Source organism: Anaerococcus urinomassiliensis (assembly GCF_900128425.1).
Classification (GTDB): domain Bacteria; phylum Bacillota; class Clostridia; order Tissierellales; family Peptoniphilaceae; genus Anaerococcus; species Anaerococcus urinomassiliensis.
In genome coordinates, this window is record NZ_LT635782.1 from 1,061,537 (window position 1) to 1,088,384 (window position 26,848).

General features: G+C 30.9%; 16 protein-coding genes and 1 pseudogene. 1 reads left to right on the forward strand and 16 read right to left on the reverse strand.

Annotation, left to right across the window (positions count from 1 at the left end):
- Positions 1–154: 154 nt before the first annotated feature.
- From BQ7474_RS06155 to BQ7474_RS06175, 5 genes are read right to left on the reverse strand one after another with little or no spacing between them, the layout of a single operon-like run.
- Positions 155–1,519, reverse strand: a complete 1,365-nt coding sequence (locus tag BQ7474_RS06155; protein WP_073998074.1) for an ABC transporter ATP-binding protein — start codon at positions 1,517–1,519, stop codon at positions 155–157.
- On the reverse strand, positions 1,513–2,202 hold the full coding sequence (locus BQ7474_RS06160) for an energy-coupling factor transporter transmembrane component T family protein (protein ID WP_073998075.1): 690 nt from the start codon (positions 2,200–2,202) through the stop codon (positions 1,513–1,515). Before BQ7474_RS06160 ends, BQ7474_RS06155 begins: the two co-directional genes overlap by 7 nt.
- Positions 2,202–2,783, reverse strand: a complete 582-nt coding sequence (locus BQ7474_RS06165) for an MptD family putative ECF transporter S component (RefSeq protein WP_073998076.1) — start codon at positions 2,781–2,783, stop codon at positions 2,202–2,204. Before BQ7474_RS06165 ends, BQ7474_RS06160 begins: the two co-directional genes overlap by 1 nt.
- 9 nt (positions 2,784–2,792) lie before the next feature.
- On the reverse strand, positions 2,793–4,514 hold the full coding sequence (locus BQ7474_RS06170) for an ABC transporter ATP-binding protein (RefSeq protein ID WP_005399340.1): 1,722 nt from the start codon (positions 4,512–4,514) through the stop codon (positions 2,793–2,795).
- A complete protein-coding gene (locus tag BQ7474_RS06175; RefSeq protein WP_073998810.1) occupies positions 4,498–6,252 on the reverse strand; it encodes an ABC transporter ATP-binding protein in 1,755 nt (584 codons plus the stop codon). Before BQ7474_RS06175 ends, BQ7474_RS06170 begins: the two co-directional genes overlap by 17 nt.
- Positions 6,253–6,412: 160 nt before the next feature.
- Here BQ7474_RS06175 and BQ7474_RS06180 point away from each other — a divergent pair, with 160 nt between their 5' ends.
- The gene (locus tag BQ7474_RS06180) at positions 6,413–7,405 is read left to right on the forward strand and encodes a helix-turn-helix domain-containing protein (protein WP_073998077.1); all 993 of its coding nucleotides are present in this window, start codon (positions 6,413–6,415) and stop codon (positions 7,403–7,405) included.
- Between the two features lie 119 nt (positions 7,406–7,524).
- Here BQ7474_RS06180 and BQ7474_RS06185 read toward each other — a convergent pair whose 3' ends face one another.
- From BQ7474_RS06185 to BQ7474_RS06235, 11 genes and pseudogenes are all read right to left on the reverse strand, one after another.
- Positions 7,525–8,181: a DNA-binding protein gene (locus BQ7474_RS06185; RefSeq protein WP_073998078.1), complete on the reverse strand. Its 657-nt coding sequence runs from the start codon at positions 8,179–8,181 to the stop codon at positions 7,525–7,527.
- 43 nt (positions 8,182–8,224) lie between these two features.
- Positions 8,225–14,068: pseudogene (locus BQ7474_RS06190) on the reverse strand (helicase-related protein); the annotation flags it as partial.
- A 1,872-nt stretch (positions 14,069–15,940) separates the two neighbouring features.
- Positions 15,941–16,396: a Panacea domain-containing protein gene (locus BQ7474_RS06195; RefSeq protein WP_073998080.1), complete on the reverse strand. Its 456-nt coding sequence runs from the start codon at positions 16,394–16,396 to the stop codon at positions 15,941–15,943.
- Entirely contained in the window at positions 16,386–17,243 is an 858-nt protein-coding gene (locus BQ7474_RS06200) for a hypothetical protein (protein ID WP_143179987.1), read from the reverse strand. The genes BQ7474_RS06195 and BQ7474_RS06200 overlap by 11 nt, the downstream gene beginning before the upstream one ends.
- A 48-nt stretch (positions 17,244–17,291) precedes the next feature.
- Positions 17,292–18,239 carry a DNA cytosine methyltransferase gene (locus tag BQ7474_RS06205; protein ID WP_073998082.1) on the reverse strand — a complete coding sequence of 316 codons (948 nt, stop codon included), beginning with the start codon at positions 18,237–18,239 and terminating at the stop codon, positions 17,292–17,294.
- Positions 18,232–19,953, reverse strand: coding sequence for a DNA topoisomerase 3 (locus BQ7474_RS06210; protein WP_073998083.1), 1,722 nt, complete (start codon positions 19,951–19,953; stop codon positions 18,232–18,234). Before BQ7474_RS06210 ends, BQ7474_RS06205 begins: the two co-directional genes overlap by 8 nt.
- A 107-nt stretch (positions 19,954–20,060) precedes the next feature.
- On the reverse strand, positions 20,061–21,491 hold the full coding sequence (locus BQ7474_RS06215; RefSeq protein WP_073998084.1) for an AlbA family DNA-binding domain-containing protein: 1,431 nt from the start codon (positions 21,489–21,491) through the stop codon (positions 20,061–20,063).
- Positions 21,492–21,571: 80 nt separating this feature from the next.
- Positions 21,572–22,432 (reverse strand): CD1107 family mobile element protein, encoded by an 861-nt coding sequence (locus tag BQ7474_RS06220; RefSeq protein ID WP_073998085.1) that lies wholly within the window; start codon positions 22,430–22,432, stop codon positions 21,572–21,574.
- Positions 22,433–22,446: 14 nt separating this feature from the next.
- Positions 22,447–24,030: a stalk domain-containing protein gene (locus tag BQ7474_RS06225; RefSeq protein ID WP_073998086.1), complete on the reverse strand. Its 1,584-nt coding sequence runs from the start codon at positions 24,028–24,030 to the stop codon at positions 22,447–22,449.
- The gene (locus tag BQ7474_RS06230; RefSeq protein WP_073998087.1) at positions 24,017–24,256 is read right to left on the reverse strand and encodes a hypothetical protein; all 240 of its coding nucleotides are present in this window, start codon (positions 24,254–24,256) and stop codon (positions 24,017–24,019) included. The genes BQ7474_RS06225 and BQ7474_RS06230 overlap by 14 nt, the downstream gene beginning before the upstream one ends.
- A gap of 14 nt (positions 24,257–24,270) precedes the next feature.
- Positions 24,271–26,844 (reverse strand): CD1108 family mobile element protein, encoded by a 2,574-nt coding sequence (locus BQ7474_RS06235; protein ID WP_073998088.1) that lies wholly within the window; start codon positions 26,842–26,844, stop codon positions 24,271–24,273.
- Positions 26,845–26,848 lie beyond the last annotated feature (4 nt).

Consider the following 26,848-nt stretch of genomic DNA (forward strand, 5'->3'; position numbering starts at 1 on the left):
ATGGAAAATATAAATACTGTAATAAGCATCGTGAAATGTATAAATACCATACGAAAAATCCTTAAGATAAATCTGTAATGAATACCAATGTTTCTGAATATCTTTTAATTTAAATAATCTTACAGTCCTATATACATGTTTAACAAACTCTATTTTACAATTCGAAAATCTCATCTGCAACTTCGTTCAAAAACTCAATGTCATGGGAAACAATAAAAATTATTTTATCTTTATTTCTATATTTTTTAATCAGTTCGGATATTTTTATCATATTAGCATAATCCATCCCACTAGTTGGCTCATCATAGTAAATAAAAGTAGAGTCTTTACACATTATGGACGCTATTGCAAGTCTTTGCTTTTGTCCTCCTGATAAGCTCATTGGGTGTCTTTCTATAAATTCGTCCAGGCCTAAATCTTTTAATATGATTTTTGCCTCTTCTTCATCAAAATTCTTTACACCTAGGCTAAGCTCTTTGAATACTTCATCTGTAAATAATTGATGATTTACGTCTTGCATAACAAGTGAAGAGTTTTTGAGTCTTTCTTTTTTAGATAGTTTCTCACCTTTAAAATAAATTTCTTCTTTTGATTTTTTCTCAAGGCCAATTAAGCATCTCAAAAGCGTTGACTTTCCTCGTCCATTGGATCCTATTATGCCATAAATTTTTCCAAGCTTAAATGAGATGTCTTTTATACTTAAACACTCATTAGCAGTAAATTTGTAGCTAAGATTTTTTATCTGATATTCTCCACCGTCTTTTAAATAAGGAACTTCTAATTTGCTTAATTCTTTATCCCTTAAACTTAAAGCGTTCAATTCATTTTTATCAAACTTTATAAATTCACTTCTTGTATAAGTTTTTTTAAGTTTACACTTATCTATCAAAAATACACGATCAACTATGTCCATCAAATAATAAATTCTATGCTCTGATACAATTATGCTTATGCCTTTTTCTTTCAGTATTTTAAGCATTTGTGTCAAAACACTTATGCTTTTAATATCCAAATTTGATGAAGGCTCATCCATAACTATAATCTTTGTGCCCGCTATATAAGAAGCAGCAATGCAAAGAATTTGTTTTTCACCGCCGGATAGATTAAATATATTTCTGTTCAAAAGATTTTTTATCGGGAATATTTCAAGCATATCACTTAAACGCTTGCCCATCTCTTCTCTTGCAAGTCCAATATTTTCTAAATAAAACAATAATTCTAATGTCGTATTAACATTAAAGAAATATGTCTTAGGATTTTGAAAAACAGTTGAGACAAGCATTGAGATTTGATAAAGCTCCAACTCTTTTATATTTTTACCATCAATAATTATTTCGCCCTTTGTTTTTGCGTTATCATACCTTACAGCTAGTCCGTTGATAGAATTTATTAAAGATGACTTACCGCTTCCGCTTTTTCCTGTAAATAGCACACACTCTCCCTCGGATATGGATAGTGATATATCGTCCAATATATGTTCTTTTCCATAATCAAGACTTAAATTTTTTATTTTTACCATATTAAGCCTCCCACAATAAGTCCAGCAACTGCGAAAACATAAACAAAATCAATTAGCTGTATCTTTACACTGATATATCTGGTCTTGGCAATTGGATTTTCTATTGCCTTTGTTTCTGCTGCTTTTGCAATGTCATCTGCAATGTTTGAAGATATAATTAGTAGTGGTACTGAAACATATTCAAGATATTTGATTGGGTTTTTAAAATTTATACCTCTTACTCTCATAGCCATTTTGATGTTTTTCTTCTCTTCTTTAAAAGATGGAAAGAACCTAAACATAACCGCAACAGGTATGGAAAGATTTTTTGAAATTTTAAGCTTATCCATTGATGAAATTATTGCACCTACATCAGAGGTTTTTATCATGAAGCTTGCTGCCATAAATGGCAATAAAAACATTCTGAAGATAATAAATAAGCTTAAAAACATCTTAATTATTGGATTTATATTAGATAGCACCATAAAATTAGGTAAAGCATATAATATTGCACATAAAAGTATCCATTTGAAAAGTGTTTTTTTGTATCCATTCAAATAAAATAAAATACCAATAATACAAGCAATTGCTAGCTCAAAACGGATGTTTAAGCTATGCACAACAGTTAAGCCTGTAAGAAATACGACTAATAACTTACTTATTGGGTTGAGATTAAAGGGAGAATTCGAAGAAAAGCTAGGCATTATACAATGCCTGCTTTTTCAAAGTGTTTTTTCAATAGAGCCTTTCCTATATATGCCCCAATAATTCCTCCTAGGAAAGCACCTAAGGCTACTAAAGCCATGTGAGGATAAGTTATTAGATTTTCCAATGCATCAACATAATCTTTTCCCATCACCATAAATAATTCAATATATTTTTCTTTAGCTAAAAGCATTTGCATTAATGATCCACAAATCCACGTACAAAATACTGCATAAGAAAGCATATTATATTTAAATGAATTATAATTACCAATCTTTCTAATTAATTCTGCAACCATCATTACTATCAATGAAAATAATGGCAATACATAAGTATGTCCCATAGCAAACATCACAAGTGGTGATATCATGCCGAGAATAAATAGTGCCCATGGTTTTTGAACCTTAGTCATAAATAACATAACTACAGTCCCTGCGATTATTCCCAAAACTGTTGGGTATATTAAAAACAATATTGGGACCATACCCATCATACCAACACCAAACATCAAGGCGAAATAAATTACGGCAAAAACACCGATGCTTACTAAATCTTTTACTTTTAATTTTTTATTATCCATTTATTCCTCCTAATAAATAAATTCTTCTGCCATTTTTGTCTTTTCTATTAAATTTTTGTAAACTTTTGATTTTTGTAAAAGCTCTTCATGCTTACCTTCGCTTTCTACTTTTCCGTTTTCAAGAACCACTATCTTGTCAGCATTTTCTATGGATTTCATTCTGTGTGAAATGATAACAACAGTTTTATCTTTAACTAAATTATTTAAGGACTCTTGAATCTTTTTCTCGTTGTCAACGTCAAGGCTTGCTACTATCTCATCTAAAATCAATATCGGTGCATCTTTTAAGAAGGCTCTGGCTATTGATAATCTTTGTCTTTCTCCTCCTGATAGTTCAGCTCCGTTCTCACCAATAACTGTATCGAAACCCTTATCCATCTTTTCTATAAAATCTGTACAGTTTGCAAGTTTTGCTGCTCTTTTAACCTCTTCGTCACTTGCATCTTGCTTACCAAGTCTAATATTTTCCATAACGCTTTGATTAAAGAGAACCACATCTTGGAAAACTATTGAGACCTTATCAAAAAGAGATTCTGTTGATATTTCTTTTATATTTTTGCCATCGATTAGGATTTGTCCCTTGTCATAATCATAAAGTCTTGATATAAGTTTCAAGATAGTTGTTTTACCACATCCGCTTGCACCTACCAAAGCAGTAACCTCTCCCTGCTTAGCTTTAAAACTTACACCATTTAAAACTTTTGCGTCTTTATTGTAAGCAAACTCAACATCTTTTAGATCAATATCAAATTTTTTTAAGCTATAGTCATCGCCTTCTTGTAAATCTTGATTTTGAATTTCTTTTAATCTTTCAATTTTTGGCGTTAAATAAAATATTTCCATCAAGCCCGCTTTAGATGCATCTAAAGCGTCTTTTATCTTCATAGCAGCTAGTAAATATCCTATAAGGTAGAGAGAATTTATCTCTTTATTAATAATTAGATTTACGCCGACAAATATCACAACAGCAAGAGATATAAAGCTAAATATTGAAGATATAGACAAAGTTAAAATTGTAGTTACTTCGTACTTTAAGTGTACTCTCTCACTATCTTCCATTTTTTTATATAAATCATCTTTAATATCCTTCGATAAATTATATGCTTTAATCTCCATTTGCATTTCGATATTTTCTTGAAAGCTTTCTGAGTTTTTTCTTAAGACATCATAATGTCTATTCTGTCTATTAACCTGATATTTTTTAGATAAAGGTATAAATATAAAGCTTAAAATAGATGGAATAATTACAGCTAAACCCATCTTGACATTGCCCGCTAGCATCATTACAGACATTAATGGGAAAAACAGTACCATGCCGCCCACCTTTGGTATTGCGTGGCTCATTGCATGCTCTATGCCTGCAATATCAGCCATGATTGTTTGTGAAATGTCGGAAATGTCATGTTTAGAAAAGTAAGATAGAGGTAATTTTGATAAATTCTCCGCTGTCCTTATTCTTAAATCTGCACTTTCTTGATAGGTTGTGTTATATAATTTATCGTATTCGATAGAAAGCAAAATATACATTGCTATCAAAGTCAAAACTGAGAATACTATATAAAAGCCATTGCTTTTGCCCATATTTTCCAAAACTTCCTGAGCAAAAATCATAAGTAATATGGCAGGAAGCATGTTTATACAATAAACGAAAAATGTAGCCAGTGTTGCTTTACTTAAATTTCTTGCTCCTTTATCTGTAAGAGCAAATCTTTTTTTATAAAACTCTTTCATTTGAAACCCTCCATTCATTCGCACTGTTAAACATCTCTTGCAGGCTCTTATACCTTGTATCTTTTGACATTAATTCTTTGTCAGACCCTCTTTCTATAATTTTTCCACTATCCATAACAATAATTTCATCAAGGTCTTTAATTGTAGATAGTCTGTGTGCAATCATGATAACTGTTTTATCCTTCATAAGATTTTTGAAAGCTTTTTGCAATTCAAACTCGTTATCTGGGTCAATAGATGCTGATGCTTCATCCATAATAATAATTTTGGAATCCTTTAAAATTGCTCTAGCAATTGCAATTCTTTGTTTTTCTCCACCGGATAAATAAACACCTTTTGAGCCTATGATTGTATTTTCTCTTTCTGGGAATTTGTCTAATATTAAATCACATCCTGCTAATTTTAAGGCTCTCATAACGTCATCTTTCGTCGCATCTTTATTAGCTAAAGCAACATTATCATAAATGCTCTTCTTGAATAATTTTGAATCTTGAAAAACAAAGGAAACGGCTTTAATTAAGGCTTCATCAGAATATTCACTTATTGCTATCCCGCCTATCTTTATGCTTCCTTCATTAACATTGTAAAAACCTGATATAAGTTTTGCTACTGTTGATTTGCCTGATCCAGATGAACCGACAAGTGCGTAGGACTTTCCTTCTTCTAAATTAAAGGATAAATTTTCAATGACAGCTTTATCATTATAAGCAAAGCTTACATTGTCAAAGTCTATATTATAGTTTTTAAAATTATTGACATTACCATGCACTAATTTGTCTTTTTGCATATCTTCGTAAAGCGCCTCTAAAGTATCTACTGCATAATTCCCTTGAGAAATATACATGGAGTACCACATTATTCTCGTGAATGAAACAAAGAGAACTCCTGATAAAAATATAATCATGATAAGCTCAAGTAAAATCACCTTTGCGCTACCTAAGCTTGTCATAAAATAAACTATAGGAATAATTAAAATTGCAATCAGTCCAAAAAATAACCATTGATATAAAACATAAGGCTTTTTACAAGATAGGGAATAATCATAAGCATACTTTGAGTAATCTTTTATCGCCTTATAAAAGCTTTTAAAAGACTCTACATTTGCTTTAAATATTTTTACAACTTGCATTCCTCTCACATACTCAACAGTTTCAGCACTTAGTTTAGATAGGGCCTCTTGGCATATCTTCATAAATTCTTGCTCGCCCATCATCGCCCCTAAAATTAAGCCGCCAATTATAGTAAGAGCAAGCAAAGTTATACCAACCCTTATACTTACTATAAAGCCAAGTACAAGGACAAGTACGGGTGTAACTATTGCCTGAGTGCTATCTGGAATCATGTGAGCTACAACCTGATGAGTTTGTGCTGCATTATCATCTATGATCTTTCTTATCTGACCAGAGGGATTTAAGTCAAAGAACCTAAAACTTGCTTTCTCTAAGCCATCAATCCCCCTCTTTCTTAAATTTGTTTCAAGCCTAAATCCCAATATATGTGAAAACAGTCCTGAGACAAAATAAAATATCGCTCCACTTGTTAGTGTAATAACAGATTTTAATGCTATGCTCTCTGCACCAGATAAATTTGAATTAATTATTAACCTATCTAAAAATTTGTAGATTAAGTAATATCCATATACCGTAAGCACAGCAGATATAGCAGAAAAAACTATAGCTAAAACCCCAAGATATTTTTTATCCTGTACATAAGCAAATAGTTTTTTGTAAATCTTCATAATCATATCTCCTTTCTTTGATATTCCTTTTAGATATAAATTTGCTTTATTGATAATTACTATCATTGCTTTTCTATTATACATCTGTTATAATGACTAATACAATAGTTTTGAATTAATAAGGCTAATTGGAATATTGTCTAAAAGGGATAGGCGCATTATGACATATTATGATTTTGTAAAAGAATATATGAAGGTAGATGAATGTAAAAACAATAAGAAGTATTCAAGTGCAGGGCACACTTTTTGTTGGAAAAAAGAGGATTTAACCTATGCAGAAGGGCTTTATTGGTTTTATGAGGGAGATGGATTTATTATTGATATCCATAATTTTTATATCAGAGAAGAAATAATTCAAAATAATACTTATAGTATGGCAGATTATGTTTCAATATACACAAGCTACATTGTCAGCGCAAACGGCGAGAGATTTAGTCCTTATCAAACACTTACTGCAAACTCATTATGTACTTTTGACTTTGACAATATAAAAGACGATTTTGTTTTTTTATTACACGAGAATTGTTGTTATCTTGCTGTTTCCATTGTTTTTAAAAAAGAGCTAATAGAAAAACATTTAGCATCTATTAACATTCATCCAGAATCATTTTATTCAGCTTTACTTCAACCGAATCAAATAATTCTTACTAAATCCTTAGAAAAAGTAGCAATGGAAATTTTAAATTGTAAGATGGACCCTCCTGCTGCTGATTTTTTCTTTAAAGCTAAGGCAAATGAGTGGATAAGTATAGTGATAGACACATACTTAAATAGAAAAAAATATAAAATTGAATCTGATGATAATAAAGCACTTGAAGATGTAGCCAGATTTTTAGATAATCATTTCGCCATGAATGTAAATCAGGAAACTCTCGAAAAAATATCTAAAATGAGCGGAACAAAATTAAAAAATTTGTTCAAAGAAAAATATGGTCAAAGCATTACAGAATACACCCAAAGAAAAAGAATGAATGTAGCTGAAACTCTTCTCTTAAATACCAAACTACCTATAAAGGAAATAGCTGAATCTGTTGGATACGCATCCCATAGCAAATTTTCCATTTATTACAAAAGATACAAGGGAAAACTTCCAAGTGAAGTCCGTAATTTAGTTTGCAAGGAGCACAAGTTAAAATGCGATTATTGTGATTAAGTATTTTTTTACAAGCAATATTTTTGTATGAGTTTAAGTGGATATGCATATATGACCTAAATAAATTAGATTAAAAAAATGAGCAAAAAAAATAAAGGCAGTCCGAAGACTGCCGATATTTATCTCTCTGTTCCTTTGCTATGTTCTTTCTTATTTGACTTAGCTTTATCATCTGCCTTAAAGCTTTTTATTTGCCCTAATATGGACTTTTTATCCTTGTCTTGACTCTTTGCTCGTTCTTTTGCTTTTAAGAGTTTAGAAGACAAAATACGGACATTCTTATGATCCTTCCCGTTGTTGTCAATGCTTGTTTTTACTTGACCAAATATTTTAACAAAATCTCCTTGTTTTAGGTTATCTAAATCTTTTATCTTATCTCCATAAGCTGAGCAATTGGTATAAACTTTATTTCCATCTTCATCTTTTGAAACAATTGAAAAATTACTTACCTTGAACTTTTCTCCATTAGCATTTTCTCTTTCAAGATTTTCTACTTCGCCAACTATATTACCCACGAGATTTATGAGGTCGTCTTTTTCTTCAAGTTCATTGGTATTTTCAACAATCTTACCTTGTTCTTTCATATCATCAATCATATAGTCAAAGTCATCACTTAGTAGACCTGTTGTGTCATTGTTCATATATAAAACATAGACTTCTTCAAGTGCCTTTTCATCAGTAACACCTTTTTCTATACTCACAAGTGCTTTTATAAAGTCCTTGTAGTTATCATTCATCATTTCTTCTAAGTTTTCTCTAATATCTTTATATTCCATATTTTCCTCCTTGTACTAAATAAGGAGAGCCTTTCCCCCTCCTCTATCTTTCTTGTCCTTTTTCACTTTTTACTTGATTTTTATCTTTTTCTTCTTCTGATTTAAATTTTGATATTTGTCCCAATATTGATGGCTTCTCTTCCCTTGCGTGAAGATTATCCTCTACATCATAAGTTGATTCAAAGTAATCACTATCTTTAAAATCATTGTCATACCTATCTGGTATTCCATCATTATCAAGATCTTTTGCTAGTGGATCATAGAAGTTTCCATCATTATCTATTTCTAAGCCTAAAGCTTGTTTTAAATCTTCTTCATCAACTGATACCAGATCATCAAAACTTGACATCTTTATGACTTCGGTCATATCTTTAATGGCTTGTGAGTTAGATATATCTTCTTCTACAAAAGATTCTGTTCTAATAGCTACATCATCTACATACTGAGTCCATGTTTTTTCTTCCAAATTTACCTCATATTGGATAGAGTGCTTACCATCAGGTGTTTCTGTATAGGCAAGTCCTATATGGCTTAAATCAGGATATAGCTTGTCAAAGTCTTCATAGCTATTAGATTCCGAAAACTCATAGTTAGAATAATCTACTATCGCCCTCTTTAAATCTTCTAATAGTGGTGATTGGTTTTCTAATTCTTCTACTTCTCCCATATCTAAAAGTTTATTAATCTCAGCTAATCTTAGTGTCTTATCCCTTAACTCATCTGCTTTTTCAAATGGTTTAGTTAATTCTACTTTGGCATTTTCTAAAGATTCTTTATAGTTTTCAAGGTTTTGATTTAACTTCTCAAGTCTTGAAGGTATTTTTTCAATGGCATTATCGAGCCTTGTTATATTACCATCAGTAGAGTTTGAAAACTCTCCAAAGTATTCTGCTTTTCCTAGAAGTTTAAAGGTGTGAGCATTAGTCATAAAGTTATATGAAACTTGTAAGTCTAAATTCCTATATTTACCAATAACCTTACTATCATTTATCTTTACCTTTTTTATTTCTTCTAATAGCTTCTCTCCAGCCTCTTTCTTATCTAAAATCTTATTTGCACCAAGACTTATTGAAGTAAATTTGCTATCTCCTTCTCCTAATTTCTCAACATTTGCAATATCTTCTTTAACTTCTTGTATTTCCATTTCAGTTTTTAAAATACTTTGAGGATAAATTTTATTTACCTTATCTTCAAGCTTATATTTATTAGACTTGTAGTTTGCTTCAAGCATTTTTAATTTTGTAACTTCGTTATCTAAATCCATTTTTTCTTTAATTAGAGGATTCCCCGTAGCTAGAGCCTTAATTTCTGAATAAGATAGGCTTGCTTCATCAACATCTTCTGCAACACGCACAGGTGTCTTGCTTGTCATAATTTGAGAAATGAATTTTTGCTTATTCTCTATTGTCTGCCATAAATAAGCATCGAAGGTATTCTCAGTTACATATCTAAATATATTTACCTTATCATTTTCATTACCTTGACGAACAATTCTACCACTTCTTTGCTCTAGGTCAGATGGTCTCCAAGGGACGTCTAAATCATGTAAGGCTATTAGTTTATTTTGTACATTTGTACCTGCTCCCATTTTTTGTGTAGAGCCTAATAATACTCTTACTTCTCCTCTTCTTACCTTGGAGAATAGTTCATCTTTTTGTTTGTCTGTATCTGCTTCGTGGATAAAGGCTATTTCTTCTTTAGGTATTCCCATATTCACTAGCTTATTTCTAATATCATCATAAATATTAAATTCTCCATCTCCTTTTGGTGTGGACATATCCGAAAATACTAATTGAGTCGATGAATCTTCTTTTGTCTTATCCCAGATTGAAAAGATATTTTTAACACATACATTTACCTTTGAATTAGGATCATCTGGAAGTAATGGATTTATTAATCTTTGGTCAAGGGCAAGTTTTTTACCATCATTTGTAATCTTTAGCATGTTATCTTCTGTTGGTTCGACTTGGTTGTTTCTAACTGCGTCTGCTCTTTCTGAAATAGCTTCTAATATTTCTTTTTGTTCCTCAGTAGGTTTTGTTTTAATAACTTCAAAATTTGCTTCTGGCACTGGCAAATTTAACATATCTGAAGTCTTTATATCTGCTACTTCTTTAAACATGCTCATCAGTTCTGGCAAGTTATAAAACTTTGAAAATCTTGTCTTTTGCCTATATCCAGTGCCTTCTGGAGATAATTCAAATGTGTTTTCTGTTTCTCCAAAAGTAGAAGCCCAGGCATCAAAATGTTCTAATCCTCTTGTTTTTAAATCGTCATATTGAAGGTATCTTTGCATTGTATAAAGCTCTGTCATTGAATTTGATATTGGTGTACCAGTAGCAAATACAACTCCCTTACCATCTGTCATTTCATCCATATACCTACATTTCATATACATATCCGAAGACTTAAAGGCTTCACTCTGACCGATACCCGCAACATTTCTCATCTTTGTATGCAAAAATAGGTTTTTGTAATTATGAGCTTCGTCTATAAATAACTTATCTACTCCTAGCTCTTCAAAGGTTATTACATCATCTTTTTTAAAATCATCATTTAGTTTTTCCAGTCTTACCAAAAGCTTCTTCTTTGTCTTTTCCAGTTGTTTTACTGTGAAATTTTCCCCTCTATTTCTTTTATTCTCATCAATAAAGGAAACTATATCGTCTATTTGGTCTTGTATATGTCTAACTTGGTATTCCTTAGACATTGGTATTTTTTCAAATTGAGAGTGTCCTATGATGACTGCGTCATATTCTCCTGTTGCAATCCTTCCAATAAATCTTTTTCTATTTTTCGGTTGAAAGTCTTTTTTATCGGCCACCATAATGTTTGCTGACGGATATAATTGCATAAACTCCCTACCAATTTGAGTAGTTAGATGGTTAGGAACTACAAATAATGATTTACTTGCAAGTCCTAACTTTTTAGATTCCATAGCAGAAGCTACCATTTCAAAAGTTTTTCCTGCTCCTACTACATGGGCAAGTAGTGTATTTCCACCATAAAGAGTTCTTGCTATGGCGTTTTTTTGATGCTCTCGAAGTCTGATTTCTGTATTCATTCCATCAAAAGTTAAGTTAGAACCATCAAATTCTCTATTTCTAATTGAGTTAAATTTTTCATTATAAATTTTTTCTAACCTATATCTTCTATCAGGATCTTCAAATATCCAATTCTTAAATTCTTCTTTAATCAGTTCTTGCTTCTGACTTGCAAGCATAGTTTCTTTTTTGTTTAATACAGAAGTCTTAGACCCATCATCATTTATTACTTGATCAAATACCTTTGTATCTTTTAGATTAAGAGCATTTTCAATTAGCTTATAGGCATTCACTCTACTTGTACCATAAGTCATGTTAGCAAGGTCATTAGTCGAGTCAACACTTTTACCTTCAATATTCCATTCACTTGTATGTGGCGAAAACCTAACATTTATATTCCACCTATCATAACCTGGCGTTTTTAAAAGATTAAAAGTAAAGTCTTCTAAATCTTTTTGAGGTATCCAAGTTGCTCCTAACCTTACATTTATATCAGAAGCAGTGAGTTCTTCAGGCATAACTTCTTGTAATTTTTCTCTTTGATATTTGAGCTTGCCTAACTCGTTTAATAATGTATCTTTCTTTTCAGAAGGTGCTAAATCTATTACATTTTCAATTTCTCCTATATATGAATTGAGATAACCAATCTTTTCTCTAATATTGCCACTTAGATACTCATCAGCCGATACATATGAAAAGTGAAAGGGATCGTCATTATTAAAGTTTTCAAAGGGCATTCTGTTATTTATTAGGTCTGTGTCCTTAATATCTAAAAAAATCTCGCCCTCAAGCTCACCAATTAAAGTATCGCTATCTTTATTAGTGATAGATTCCATATATTCAAAATCTACATATCCTTTTTGTGAAACTGATAAAACTAAAGCTTCAAGAGAAGTATCTACATGGTCTACTACCTTTGCCTTTGTTATTGTTCTTTTTGAGAATATATCACTCTTAGCTTTGAAATTATCCTCATCATCAAGTATTTCTATTGATGAAACCAAAGAAAAGTTTGAGTCTTCCTTTAAGGCTCTAGTGTTTGATAAGGAATTAATAAAGCCATGTTTCTTTGAAAAGTTATCATAGACCTCATTTAACTTTGCTTGTGACTCTTCTATTTCTTCGTCTGAAAAATCGTCCTTTTGCTTTTCTATTACATCTTTTAAAGCATTCATTACATCAAGATAATCTTTTATCTTTTCTTTATTTTTATCTGATATATTCTGCTTAATTAATACTGAGTTTTCTCTTAGGTAGACTTCTTCATCAATGATGGTATAGGAAAAATTCTTAACATCATCTGTTGCTGGAAGACTTAATTCTTCATCTTCCAATAGCTCGACTTCTTCATATTTTGAATTTGAAGATATTTCCTTACTTGCAAGATCCATTAAATCCTTTAGATTTTCGTCTTCTTTTTCATCACAAGTAATTGTATTTCCAAATCTTCCAGATACTTCTTTCATATCCCCTAATACCATTTGAGGATTATCTACAAAGTATTTATTATAGGTCAAACCCTTTTTATCAGTTGATAGGTGTATCCAATCATCATCTCTTTCTATAACTGAATCTCTCTTCTTTAAGAAAATAATATCTGAAGTAACTTCTGTACCAGCAAGTCCTTTAAATGTTGTATTAGGTAGCCTCATAGCTCCTAAAAATTCACATCTTGCATTAATATATTTTCTAACAGATTCATCTTTTTTATCCATAGTTCCAGATGAAGTTATGAAGGCGATAATTCCTCCATTTCTTACCTTATCTATTGACTTTGCAAAAAAATAATCGTGAATCAGAAAGTTATTTCTGTTATATTCACGATCGTTAACTTTAAAATCTCCAAAGGGAACATTCCCAATTACTAAATCAAAGAAATTGTTTGAGAAGTTTGTTTCTTCAAAGCCTTTAATTTGAATGTTAGCTTCAGGATAAAGTTCTTTTACTATTCTTCCGCTTAGACTATCTTTTTCTACTCCATAGACTTTAGAGTTTCGTATTTCACTTGGCATATTACCAATGAAATTACCAACTCCTGCAGACGGTTCAAGGATATTCCCAGTCTTGAATCCCATATCTGTTAGAATCTTATATATTCCATCCATTACCTCTCTAGGTGTATAAAATGATGTTAGAGTAGACTCTTTAGCATTCAAATACTCTTCATTTGTTAGATTTTCTTTTAAAATATTTCTTGATTCTAGCCATTGACCTCCTTTTTCTTCATCAAAAACATCGGAAAGACCTCCCCAACCTAAATAGTCAGCAAGATAGGCTTGTTCATATTCTCTTGGACTCCTATTTTCATTTTCAAGTCTTTTGAGCATTTTAATAGCTTTGATATTTTTATCTAGTCTTTCTGATGGTGTAAGGTATTCTGAGTAGATATGATTTTTTAAGTCATAATTTCTAGCAAAACTTAGCCTTTCCTTATTAGGTTCATAGCCTAGATTTTTTAAATCCTCTTTACCCCTCAATAAGTTTTCGGCTGCTTCCCTAGGCACATTGTATCTATCCATCATTTGGTCAATTTCTGGATTGTAGTTATCAATAAAGCTTTCTTGTTCTACTTGTCTTTCAATTTGTTTTTCATGCTCAGATAATTTGTATATCTCATAATTTCCACTATCTAAAAGGTCATCAATCTTTCTACTTTCTTCAAATGTTTCACCCTTATATAAGGGGATTTCTTCCCCATTAACTTCCACCTTAGTTCCTGTTTCAATTAAGTTAATTCCATCAAAGATATCCTCATCTTCTAAAATAAATTCCTTACCAACCTTTACTGCTAGTTTTTCTGATGTTTGACTTAGATTTTCAAAGATTTCTTCAAGGTATGAATCGTTTCTATATGGAATTACTTCCGAACCCCTAATCATGCCTCCCATATATTCCATATTATCTCTGATAGTGACAGTTTTAAGTCCTCCACTTAGTTCATCAAAATCTGTAATAGTAAAGTCCTTATCTTTATATCTAACCTGATCACCTATCTTAAATTTAGGTTCTATCTTTTCCTTAATTTCTTCTTGTGAAGCTTTTTCCTCACTTAGTGCAACTTGTTCTTCTAAATATGAAAATTCACGCTCATTTACTTCTTCACCATCACCAAGGTCAATCCTATAATGCTCTACAACTTCGCCGTCTACATAGTGGTCAAAATAGAATTTGAAATATCCGATATAATCATCAGTCATTTCTCCAAATTCATTTTCTCCATAAGTTTGATTATGGTCTTTAACATCAATATCCTTTTGTCTTAGGACATTTATTAATTCTTTGGTTACTATCTGCCCACTATAATCGGGAACTAATTCGTGGTTTTCATTAAATTCTATAATCCAATAATCTTTTCTATTTTCAGTGTTTTTGCCATCAAAAAAAGAAGCTTCATCAGCTTCCTTTTCTTGGCTTATTTCATTTTCTAAGCTTCCACGTATTCCTTGATTGCCATCTTTTTCACTGTTGCCATCAAGTTGTTCATCTGTCCTTGGTATTCCTCTGGATTCTCTCTCATTATCTTCTCTGTCAATCCTTGAGCTTTCATCATTTTGACTTTCTCTCTCTTGATAAAGTCCACTGCCTGATTCTGAATTTCCTTCAGATGATTCAAAAGTGTTTTCTCCTCGTACATTTTCTGAAGTTTCTTCCAGTTCTCCATGTCCTCGCTCCCTACTAGGTAAGACAGTCTTAGAACTGCGTATGTTGGATTCGGAAATTTCTCCATAAATTCCAGATCCTTCTCCATCATGTCCAAGGTTTTCTCTTCGATCTTCATCGCTATTTCTTCTGTCGCTTCCATCTGTGAAAACTCGTCCATCTCTAATTCTTGACCTATCATCTCGTCTATATAAATCATTTTGACCTCCTCTATCTTCATTTATATTTTCTATATCTCTATTATAGTCGGCAGCGGCTCTTTCTGTCAGCAGCCTAGCTCGATCCATTTCCTTAGATTTTTCTATTGTGCTATCTATAATATCTTCACTAACCCTTGATATTACAAGACCTATCTGTTCTAAAGAAATTGTATTAATCCTAGAAAAATTATTTTTTAAATTTTCCATATCCATAGGGTAGACTGTATTAAACCTATTAGCTACTGCACAGGATATTGAGTCCCTCATAAACTTTTCAAAGCTAAGTCTATCCTCTATATCTATTCTCAAATCAGCAAGAGCCAAGTTAATGTATTCATCTCCATAAATTCGACTTAAAGAAAATATATTTTCATTAAGTGAATCACTCGCTTCAAATGAAGAAGCATTTATTATTTCTTTTAAAGCCTCATTATGGTTTTCGTGATCAAACTGCCATAAGCTAACCCCATTAATATTCCTATCCATTGATGTGGTCTGACTAATATCAAAAATGTATGAAACTCTTTGATTTATATCACTTCCAACTAAAATTGGAATACCCTTCTCTCCTCTCATAACAACTCTGCCAAAATATTTCTTCCACATATCAAAAGTCGCACAAGCTCTAGCTTCAGGTTCTTTGTTGTATATACTTAGTTGGCTGAAAAAATCATATTTCTGATTATTGCCTATAACCTTTAAGAGTTTTAAATATTCTTTTTCATCTTGCAAAACTTCATACTTTATAGCTTCTTGTATATTCTTAAAATCATTTACTTGCATTTCCTACCTCCTTTTTAGTGCAATAAAAAAGACGATAGATTATTACTTCTACCGTCTTATTACAGTTACTCATTAAATAAATTTTGTTAAATCTAAATGACTATACTTTCTACTTTCTTTTATAGGTGGAGTATCATATACATAATTAATGAATTGATTCCATGATAACATCTTTGTGTTTTCAAAGACTTCATTTATAACTTCAATTTCGCTAACCTCTAAGCCGTCATAGTGTATTAATTCTTTATCATGTTTAGGTCTTACTATATATTTAATAGTACCAAAATTTGAAAATGTACTTTGAATACTAACTGTCTTATCTTCATCAGCCTCATCAAGCACATCGGATACGTATGGACCATAATGATCGAAATACCATGAAATTTCCGTCATTTGCTTCCCATATTTTTTTGTATATTCCCAATCTATTAAATAGACTAATTTGGTTATTCTCGTTTTTGTTAAATCATCTCCGTAAGGATAATTCTTAACAATATATAGTAAAACATTTCTTAATTTAGTTTTCATAAGACTCATCCTCCTTCAACTTATTACTTATTTCCAGTATCGTAATTAAATGTGGTATTACTAGTTTTTCTAGTTTAAAATTAATTTCTTCAGCTTCAATGTTAAATCTCGAATTCATAGTTTCAATCACTAGAACCCCAACATTTTCCATTCCAGTTCCAGTTATTATCCTTGTAAAGTAGCATCTACTCTTCATATTTAAACTTTTTATACTTTTTTTACTCATACCAGTTTCTTGATTAACCACTCTAACATATCCGTTAATATTTGTTTCTGAGTCAGGGAGTTCTTGTCTATGAAAATATGGCTTTCCATTTCTATTTCCAACACATTTAAATATATATCCTTTATTACCATATTCTCTTCCACTTTTTTCAATATATAGAGGATTTTCGCTATATCTACCAATAATTTTAAAATCATCTTTTTTCATTACATATAAAGATATTCTATCACTATTTTTAAGCTCCATATATTTTGACACAACTCTTAAAAAATCATCTGGTACACTTTCCAATATATCCCCTAGGTTTACAGCTATATCAGTAAGTTTATTTATCTCTTCCTTATACTTTTTCTCTTTTTCTCTATATTTTTTCTCATTAGTATTTATTTCAATAAGTTCCTTTATCTCAAAAAATTCGTTTATTGTAAATAATACTATAAGACTTGCAATACTAATTCCAATATGCTTATTGAATATTTCTAGACAATACGGGTGCATCAGTGCAAAAGGAATTATAAAAAGAATCAACTTAAAAGATGATTTTATTTTATTGTCTTTTACATATCCCCACCACAATAATAATTTAGATTTTAATGAGTTTTCTTCTTTTTTATCCAGCACCAACTTACCTCTTAATGTTATTTACTACAATTATACCATATATTTGCATTAAATAATCATATTTACTTCGTCTATAATAACCATTAAGACATCAACCACAATAGAGTTGCCGGCCTGCTTATATAATTTACTTGATGTGCAATTTTTTCTTCTTGGATGTACTTTCTCTAATTTGTCTATATCACTATCATTAAAACCCATGAGTCTTAAACATTCTCTTTCTGTTAAATACCTATATTTTCCATTCCCTATATCGATTATTCCAGAATTAGGAACTCTCATCTGTTTTGTGGAAATAGTATAAGAAAAATCTTTAATCACTTTTAGTCGCCCTCTAAAACTGTTATCTATACCTTTATTTAAAAATTTCAGCATATAAGGTTGGGTCATTGTATAAAGTTCACTTACATCCTTTTCTAAAAATTCACTTAGTGGTCTTGTTTCTTTCCTCTCCAATTTATTAAAAGAAAAGTTATTTGCTCCTAGACATGAAACAACAAATATCCTCTCCCTTTGTTGAGGTATCCCAAAGTCCATTGCATTTAAAATTTCATACTTACTTTCATATCCAAGGTCTTCTAACTCCTTTAGATAAATAAAAAAGGAGTCCCTCATATTTCTATCAAGGACTCCCTTTACATTTTCCCAAATTATCCATTTAGGTTTTTCTTTCATTTCTTTTATTATTCTAATTGTTTCAAATAGTAAGCTTGATCTAGTTCCTGAATTCTTAACTCCTCCTTGCTTTTTTCCTATTCTTGAAAAGTCTTGGCATGGACTACCATGCATAACTAAGTCTATCTTTTCATTAGGAGCTTTATATCCTACTACTGATTTTGGCTTATAGTCTTCTCCATAAAGTGCGTTGTATGATTTAACACAAGCCTTATCTATTTCTACATAATCAACAACTTCATAAGGTATCTTCAAATTAATAAAAGCCTTTCTAATAGCACCTATGCCACCGAAAAGCTCCAATATTTTTACCTTATTCATTTAGATTATTCTTGTACCTATCTACAAGCTCCCTTATACTATCTTCTATTTCTCTTAAAAAGTCTTCTTTATCAACTTCGCCAAAGCTAATCTTTGCAAGTTTCATTTCCCATTCAGATGTTGTTTCTGCTGATTTAAACTTATCCTCTACAATCGATACAAGCCTATTGCCTTTTTCTGTTACAAGTAAGTTTTTCTTATCTCTTCTTATAAGATCCTTATGAATAAGATTTTCAATAATTCCTGCTCTTGTAGCTGGTGTTCCTAAGCCTTTTCTTTCTACTTCTATGTCTTTATCCAAGGATTCTACTCCTGCACTCTCCATAGCCTTTAAAAGTGTATCTTCATTATAATGGCTTGGAGCTTTTGTAAATTTCTCAGATATATTTTTAGAAGTTAGCTTAATTTTATCTCCAGTCTTTACATCTGGTAATTCATTTTCTTGTCTTTCCTTTCCATAAGTCTTTAGATACTTGGTATAACCTTCATCTATTACCGTCTTGCCACTTGCATTAAAGTTAAATTTATCATATTCATATCTGATTTTTCTACTAGATTCCTTTAAGTTATCCGAACATGAAGCAAGTAATTTATTCTTAATTAGATTATAGATTTTGCTTTCTTTATCAGATATATCTTTAGCTTTTCCAATACCTGATATAGTAGGAATAATTGCATAGTGGTCTGTAACCTTAGATGAATTAAAAATAGACTTAAAGTTTGACTCATTAACCTTAAAATCATCTTCAAGTCCTTCTAATAATTCTTTCATAGTATTAACCATATCATCTGTTAAATACCTGCTATCTGTTCTTGGATATGTGATTAGCTTTTTTTCATACAGACCTTGTGCTAGATTTAAAGTGTCATTTGCTGAATACCCAAAATATTTATTTGCTTCTCTTTGTAAGGTAGTGAGATCATAAGGCTTATCTGGTTTTGTGCTTATATCTTTATCTTCTACATCTGTAATAACTATTTCATCTTCTAGCAAGTTTAATAGTTGTTCTGCAACTTCAAATTCATCAATCCTATCAGATACAAGTTTCAATCCTTCATAAGATAGGTCAACTGTATAATATTTTTGCTTCCTAAATAGGTTTATTTCACTATCTCTTTTAGCTATTAAATATAGGGTTGGTGTTTGTACTCTACCAACTGAATATGTTTCCTTGTAAATGCAAGAATAAAGCCTACTTAAATTCATTCCCACCAGCCAATCTGCAATGGCTCTTGCACTTGCTGTTCTATATAAGTCTTCAAAGTTTTCTCCGTTTTTAAGATTTCTAAAGCCATCTTCAATAGCTTTGTTTTCCATTGAAGATATCCAAAGTCTTTGAATCTTCTTTTTACATTTAGCTTGATTATATACAAGCCTAAAAATAAGTTCTCCCTCTCTTCCAGCATCACAAGCATTTATTACTGTATCGATGTTCTTATCGTTTAAAATTTTCTTTAAAATTCCATATTGTTTTTTAGTGCTTTTAGATACTTCATAAATATATTCTTCTGGAATTATAGGAAGAGTGTCTATTGTCCATTTCTTCCATTTTTCGTCTATCTTATCTGGACTTGCCATTTGAATTAAATGACCTACACACCAAGAAACAATGTATCCATTCCCCTCATAATATCCGTTTTTTCTTGTTCTTGCTCCAATTACTTTTGCAATTGTAACTGCTACACTTGGCTTTTCTGCTATTACTAACTTCATTAATACCTCCATAAATTAAAAAAAGAGCGAAAGATTTCTCTCTCGCTCAAAGTATTTCTCCCGAATATCGTATTATTTTCGGGAGAATTTTATTTTCTTTTTTAATTTTATTTGTTTACTTTCCAATATCCATCTTTAGCACTACCTATATACTCGATTGTTTTTTCATCTGTGAGAATTTTTAAATCTCTTTCTATCGTGCTTACAGACACCAATAATATATGAGATAATTCAATTGTTGTTATGTTTGAATTTTCTTTCATAAGTTTCACTATCTTATTTCGTCTATCTTTTGGTTTTAACTTTTTACCGTCATTTTGACCTTCATTTTCACCCTCATTTTGCCCCTCACTTTGACCGTCATTTTGGGTGACATTTTGAGTGTCATAATTTAAATTCTTTAGAATTGTAGTAAATGAAGATTCTGTTGACTTAAAGACTGGTTTTAAATTTTCTTTATAATTTTCTTCTGTTTCATAAGCTTCTATTATTTTTCTAAGTCCAGATCCTCTCCTTTCCATCAAATCCATTCTAGCAAATACATCCGCTATAATTGGGTTTCTTCTTGTAGAAGATACATTTAATGGATCTAGATCTTGAACAAAAGTTCCATCATACATTCCTCCAGGAGAATATATTTCTAGTCTGTCATCATAGATATCTACATGGACTTCACTTCCTATCACAGAATAATCTCTGTGGATTAATGCGTTTACTAGAGCTTCTTGGACTGCTCTTTCAGGATATTCAGGATATTCTATTCTATAAACTGGACCTTTTTTCCACATCTTTTTAGAATTTCTCTTCACAAAGTCTAAAGAAGCTTTTAAAAGATAAATTATATTTCCTTCAAATTCTATATCATCTAAGGCATCCATTCTCCCATTAGCTTTAGTAAGCCCATTCCACCTAGTACAAAATACCCTTGACTGATAAACTTGATAGTTATCTGCAAATAAAGCTCCTGCTATGGTTAGATTTCCCTCATCATTTACAAGTCCGAAAGATTTCAAATCTTTTTCTTCAAAATCTTTTCCCGTTCTTTCTTTGTACTCGATTTTAAGTTCCTTAAAACTTACATCTTCAATTTTTTTCTTTGACTGAAGTGAATCGTAACTTATATGTTCTCCCTTTAAAGACAAATTAAAAAGATCAATTCGACTTGCAGGGACACTTTGATTTCCTACTCTTTTATAAGCAGTTCTGCTTCCTCCATCAACTACAAAATATGGTGTATTCTTCCCAGCAAATACACTTAAAATCAATATAACTTTTCCATCAAGCTCCTTGATTTCCATATCAAATTCTGGATTCGGATCCATTTTAATTTTTATGATTTCAGAAATATTTTCAGAAACTTCTTGATAGTCACTAAGTCCAAGAATTGTGTTATCTTCTTTTACTCCAAATATTAGTTTCCCACCTCTACCATTAGCAAAAGCTGATACGGACTTTAACCAAGACTTTGGTTTGTTCTTTTCTAATTTTTCTTTTTTATCATATAGATTCGTTTCTCCAAGATAGTCTTTTAAGTCCAAAGTATCCCTCCTCTCTGGCAAACATTATACTTAATTATACCATATTTTTGTATTGTTTATTCGATGATAGGACTTGAGATTTATAATAGTTCATCATCTTCATCTAAAAATTCTTCATGACTTTCTTCATTGTCAGATTCATCTTCTGACTCACTAATATAATCCTCATCATCTTCTTCAAAGTCTTCCAACATTTTATCTTCCTTAGCTTTGACTACTTTAAAATAATATCCTGCTCCTATAACTCCTCCAATTACAAGTGCAACAATTAGAAATGAACCTATTCCACTTTTCTTTTCTTCTTTTACTGGAACAGTCTTAGGTTCTTCTTTTTTTACTTCTTCTTTCTTAGGCTCTTCAACCTTTATAGTATTTTTATCTTCTGATTCAATCATATTAAGTAGGTCTTGCTCTCCTACTTCTGTCAATAGCCTTACATTATCTTGATTTGATGAGTGATCCACTATTAGGTGCATAGTTTTTCCACTTTTAGTTTGAAATGTTAAAAATTGTCTTACATCTACTGGATTTTCTTTATCTTTTTCTGTATCTCCACTTGGTGTAATATCTTTTCCATTCCTATCTACATTTTCAATTACTGAACCTCTTGCCTTATTTTCTTGTGTCGCAAGATTATTTACTGCCTTTGTATTACCACCTTTTACAAGTGGGGTTTTCTTTGGAGGATTATTTGAAGGCTTATTTGCTTCACTTGTATTTCCTGGTATTCTTGGAACATCTTGATAAGGAATCTCTTCTTTTGATGGTGTAAAAACATCATCTTTCAACATTTTTTCAAATTCTTCTTTTTGTGGTTCATATATTGATTCACTTTGATTTTCTATTTGCCCTTCATTTGTCATCGCAAATGTAGTTGCTGGTACTGTAAATGTAAAAAGGAGTAACGCTATGGCTACTCCTCGTTTAATGCTCTTATTCATTTTTCTATCCTTTCTTATTTTACATTTTTAAATACATAGACTGCTTTTCTAGTATTGTCCCATTCTATTGTTTGGTTTTTGCCATCTTTGATATCTCCATGACTTGCTCCAAAATCTTTAGCAATATTTGAAATTGAAGCATGAATTCTTCCGTTTATAATCACTGGCTTAACATCTGAATTGTAGACCTTTCCATCTGAATCTTTCATAACACCAGTATCAATATTTAGTCTTAATGTCTTTTTAGCTAAGATATTATTCTCTTTGTTTGAGAAAATAGCTTCACGAGTAGAGTTGTCATACTCAACATTAAAACCTAGAGTATAAGCGATATATCTTACTGGAATCATAGTTCTTCCTTGATCCACATAAGTTTTTACGTCCATATAGACTGTTGTCTTACCATCTTTGTTGATAATGTTATAGAAGTTTTTGTCTACTTGGAAAACTGCAAATTCTTTTTCATCTTTAACTTGTTTTTTACCTTGTTGTTCCTCTTGCTTTTTCATCTTGTTAAGATCAAATTGATTTAGGATGTTCTTATCATCAGCTTTCAAAAGTTCGTCCCATTTTTTATCTTGAGATTTCTTATCTTCTTTCTTCTCTTTGTTTTCTTTTTGATGTTTTAGAAGTTCATCTAATTTTTTAGATAAGTCTTGATTTAGATTTTTATCTTTTTCATCTTTAGCTTGCTTTTCAAGTTTTTCTTTAGATTTTTTATTTGCTTCCTCGATTAACTTCTTTGCTTCTTCAATTTTCTTATCTAATTCTTCTTTTAGCTTTTTAATTTCTTCTTCAGAAGCTTTTTGTTTTTCTTCTAGTCCTTTAATCTTATCTTCTAATTCTTTTTTTGTATTTTCAGAAGATTCTTTTAAACTATCAATAGCCTTTTGAAGCTCTTCAATTTTCTTAAAGCATTCTGACTTAGAATTTTCTGTCTCTTTCTTTTTAGACTCTAAGTCTTTTATCTTAGTATCTTTTTCATTAAGAGCTTTTTCTAAGTCCTTAATTTTATTATCTTTATCCTCAATTTCTTTAGTCTTCTTTGCAAGTTCTCCTTCTAAAGACTTGAGCTTTTCTTGCATTTCTTTGACTTTATTTTCGTTTTTATCAGTCTTTTCTTTCTCAGCTTCTAACTCCCATTTTGTAGATGAATAATCTTCTTTTAGTTTTGCATTTTCATCTTGTAATCTTTTTAATTCATCTTTAAGCTGAGTAATCTCTGCTATTAGTTCATCATTATTGGAGTTTTTAAGATTCTCAATTTCTTTATTCAATTGAGCAATCTTATTATCTTTATCTCTAATCTCTTCTTCTAACTTAGATTTTTCTTGTTTTAAGTTCTCTCCATTATCTTTGCAAGATTCTAGCTTTTCCTTTAATTCATCTATCTTTGATTGGTCTTCTTGTTTCTTATCATTTAAGTCTTTGATCTGATTTTCTAAATCATTAATATTACTTATAGAACTTTCTATCACTTTTTTACTACCATCTGTATCATCAGCTTTAGCTAGTACATTAGTAGTTGAAGTTGATGTTAAAACTAATAAAAGAGCCATAAAAAAGGCTCTTAGTCTGTTCGTATTAAATTTCTTCATTATGAATATTCTCCTTTTCTTTTAATTTTTCTTCTCTTTTTCTATCATTGATTTTCTCCATTAATTCTTCCAAGCTAATATTGTTACTCCTAAGAGTTACAATTATTTCTTCATTTTCAACTTGTATTTCTTCGTCGCAAATTTCCTTGTATTTTGCATTTAAATCTTTTAACTTCTCTTCTATTTTTTTCTTTTTGTTTCTAATACTTATAAGTTTTCTGTTCACATAATATCTCCCTTCTATCTTGGTCTTCCAAAACCATAAAAGTGTGATTTCCAATATTTTGAATTTATTGATGTGTATTGAATTGGATCTCCTGCGTGAATCATCATTCCGTTACCTGCGTATATTCCTACGTGAGATATTGGTGTTCCACTGTTATATGTTGAGTGGAAAAATATAATATCTCCAGGTTGAGCTTCACTTGGACTTACTGGATTACAATAGTCTTTGTATATTCTCCATGCAGTTGTTCTTGGCATTCTCTTTACACCAGACTTTGTAAATGACCAACATACAAAACCAGAGCAGTCAAAGTTAGATGGTCCACTTGCTCCAAACACATATCTTTTGTCTATATGTTTTTCTGCTTCATTAAAAAGAGCCTTGGCAGTAGCCGAATCAAAAGCAAGACCAGGATTTCCAAAGTTTGGATTATCTACTATTTCTCCTAAGTCCCCATTACCTGATCCAAAAACATCTCCCATATTCCCCTTAGCCTCAAGAAGAGCTTCATAATGAACTATATTGTCTGGATAATCTTTAAATATTTCCCTAACAACTTCATCCATTTCTTTTTTCTTTAAAGTTACAATTAACTTTTTATATTCGTACTCTTCTTTTTCATAGCTAGTATAAGGATTGCCACGACTATCATATCTAGTTCTTGCTACTGTTCTTGTTCTAATTTCAATTTCTTCCTTAAAATCAAGCTTATACATCTTATCGAAAAGTTCTTTTAAAATTCCTTTTACATCAGATGCTGATTTTACTTCTCCACATCTTGAAGTTATATAGGATAAAAGTTCATGGGTGTTATGACCAATTTCTCCTTCTTTGTTTATGATATATTCGTCATATCCAGGGTGACTTGTCTTTACACTTTCGATTTGTGATTGTAGGTCATACTCCATTGATGAAAATTCTTGATTAACTTCACTTAGAACTGTGTCTTGTGATAGGTATGTTGTTGTCATTACTGAGTTTACTGAATTGCTTAGTCCACTCATACCAACACTTCCGCCACCAATCATGATTGATAGCATAAGACCTAGTCCTATTACTAGAAATAAAACCATCTTGCTTTTTCTTACGATTAGCTCTTTAGAAGCCTTACCTAAACTTAAAATAGCTTTTTTAACCCTATCTACAAGTCTTGTTTCGTGCTTTTTAGCTATCATGCTCTTCATTTGCTTTCTCTGGTAAAACTTCTTAAATCTATTTTTCTTTATATAGGCGTCTGACTTTTTTAAATCTTCCAAGCCACTTTTAAACTCCAACTTGCTTTTTCTCTTTCTTATTTTCTTATCTAGTTTAGATAGCTTTTTTAAGGACTTTTTCTTTTTGTCTAGCTTATACTTCCTTATTCCATGCTGAAGTTTAGAGCTTACATTAGCGGTCTTTTCTCCAGATTCTACACCAGTATTGTCAGATCCTGAACTTAAATAATCTCTCACTAATTCTGATGACTTAGCTCCAGATAATAAAACCCCAGAGGATAGACTTCCTTTAGTTTTATTCTTTAAGATATTATCCTTTAGCTTACTTTTAGACTTTTCAAGCTCTCCAATCTTTTTGTCTGAGATAAAATCTTTAACATCTTGTGCTTTCTTAGAATCTTTCGTTGTAACTTTCTTAGATTCATTTTTTAAGTCATCGATTTTCTTTCTAGTAAATTTATCACTCTCATAATTTTTTCTCTTGTAGTAGGTCTTCTTTTTATTAACTTTCTTTTGTTCTGAAGGTTTAAGGCTTGTTTCCTTTTCATCTTTTATAAATTCAAGATTATTGTCTTTAAACTCAGGGTTATCAAAAGTTTTATCTGTATCAACTTCGCTTAGCTTATTTTCTTTATCTATCTCTTTAGAAATTTTTTCCTTATCTCTAAACTTCTTTTCTTGATAAAGCTTTTGCTTTTTATCGATATTAGCATTATTCTCGTTCTTACTTACTTCATCTTTAACAAGCTTTTCTTTTCTATATATTCTCTTACTTTTCTTTGCTTCGATAGGTTTATCTTCACTTGTGTGGATTCGCTTAGACTCTCTCTCGTTAATTTTGTCTTGGAATTTATCCTTACTATGGATAAGTTTATCTTCGTAATTTTTAAGAACTTGTCTTTTACTTGATGCCTTCTTATTGCTTATTACTTCAGAGTTAGCTGAAATATCATCTGTTGTTAATTTATTAGAATTAATATTTCTACTGTTTACACTATCAAAATTTACCTTTTTGAAGTCTACATCTAAGTCTTCATCAAGTTTAAAGCTTTCATCTGTCCTTATTTCAAGATTAGTTTGTTTTGTTTCTTCAGCCTTATTCTTATTATCTAAAACTTCTTTTCTAATTCTTTCCTTGTTTTTAGACTTCTGAAAATCTTTTAGTTTATCTTGTTTTTGATCTTTAGCTAATACATTCTCATGAATAAGTTTAGATTCTTTTTCTGAAATTTTATCTCCGAACCTATCCTTACTCTTAATAATCTTGTTAGTATAATCATCTGAATGAACAAGTTTACTATCCATATTCTTTTCAGGAGCGTCCCTATTTCGTATAATTTTCTTTTGAAAATCTTTTTTTAGTTTTTTATCCATATCA

What these genes read in the sequence shown, in the direction of transcription:
- BQ7474_RS06170 (WP_005399340.1), bottom strand. Translation starts at nt 4,514, where the DNA reads ATGAAAGAGTTTTATAAAAAAAGATTTGCTCTTACAGATAAAGGAGCA.
- BQ7474_RS06160 (WP_073998075.1), bottom strand. Translation starts at nt 2,202, where the DNA reads ATGCCTAGCTTTTCTTCGAATTCTCCCTTTAATCTCAACCCAATAAGT.
- BQ7474_RS06205 (WP_073998082.1), bottom strand. Translation starts at nt 18,239, where the DNA reads ATGAATAAGGTAAAAATATTGGAGCTTTTCGGTGGCATAGGTGCTATT.
- BQ7474_RS06175 (WP_073998810.1), bottom strand. Translation starts at nt 6,252, where the DNA reads ATGAAGATTTACAAAAAACTATTTGCTTATGTACAGGATAAAAAATAT.
- BQ7474_RS06195 (WP_073998080.1), bottom strand. Translation starts at nt 16,396, where the DNA reads ATGAAAACTAAATTAAGAAATGTTTTACTATATATTGTTAAGAATTAT.
- BQ7474_RS06220 (WP_073998085.1), bottom strand. Translation starts at nt 22,432, where the DNA reads ATGAATAAGAGCATTAAACGAGGAGTAGCCATAGCGTTACTCCTTTTT.
- BQ7474_RS06180 (WP_073998077.1), top strand. Translation starts at nt 6,413, where the DNA reads ATGACATATTATGATTTTGTAAAAGAATATATGAAGGTAGATGAATGT.
- BQ7474_RS06210 (WP_073998083.1), bottom strand. Translation starts at nt 19,953, where the DNA reads ATGAAGTTAGTAATAGCAGAAAAGCCAAGTGTAGCAGTTACAATTGCA.
- BQ7474_RS06225 (WP_073998086.1), bottom strand. Translation starts at nt 24,030, where the DNA reads ATGAAGAAATTTAATACGAACAGACTAAGAGCCTTTTTTATGGCTCTT.
- BQ7474_RS06165 (WP_073998076.1), bottom strand. Translation starts at nt 2,783, where the DNA reads ATGGATAATAAAAAATTAAAAGTAAAAGATTTAGTAAGCATCGGTGTT.
- BQ7474_RS06235 (WP_073998088.1), bottom strand. Translation starts at nt 26,844, where the DNA reads ATGGATAAAAAACTAAAAAAAGATTTTCAAAAGAAAATTATACGAAAT.
- BQ7474_RS06155 (WP_073998074.1), bottom strand. Translation starts at nt 1,519, where the DNA reads ATGGTAAAAATAAAAAATTTAAGTCTTGATTATGGAAAAGAACATATA.
- BQ7474_RS06185 (WP_073998078.1), bottom strand. Translation starts at nt 8,181, where the DNA reads ATGGAATATAAAGATATTAGAGAAAACTTAGAAGAAATGATGAATGAT.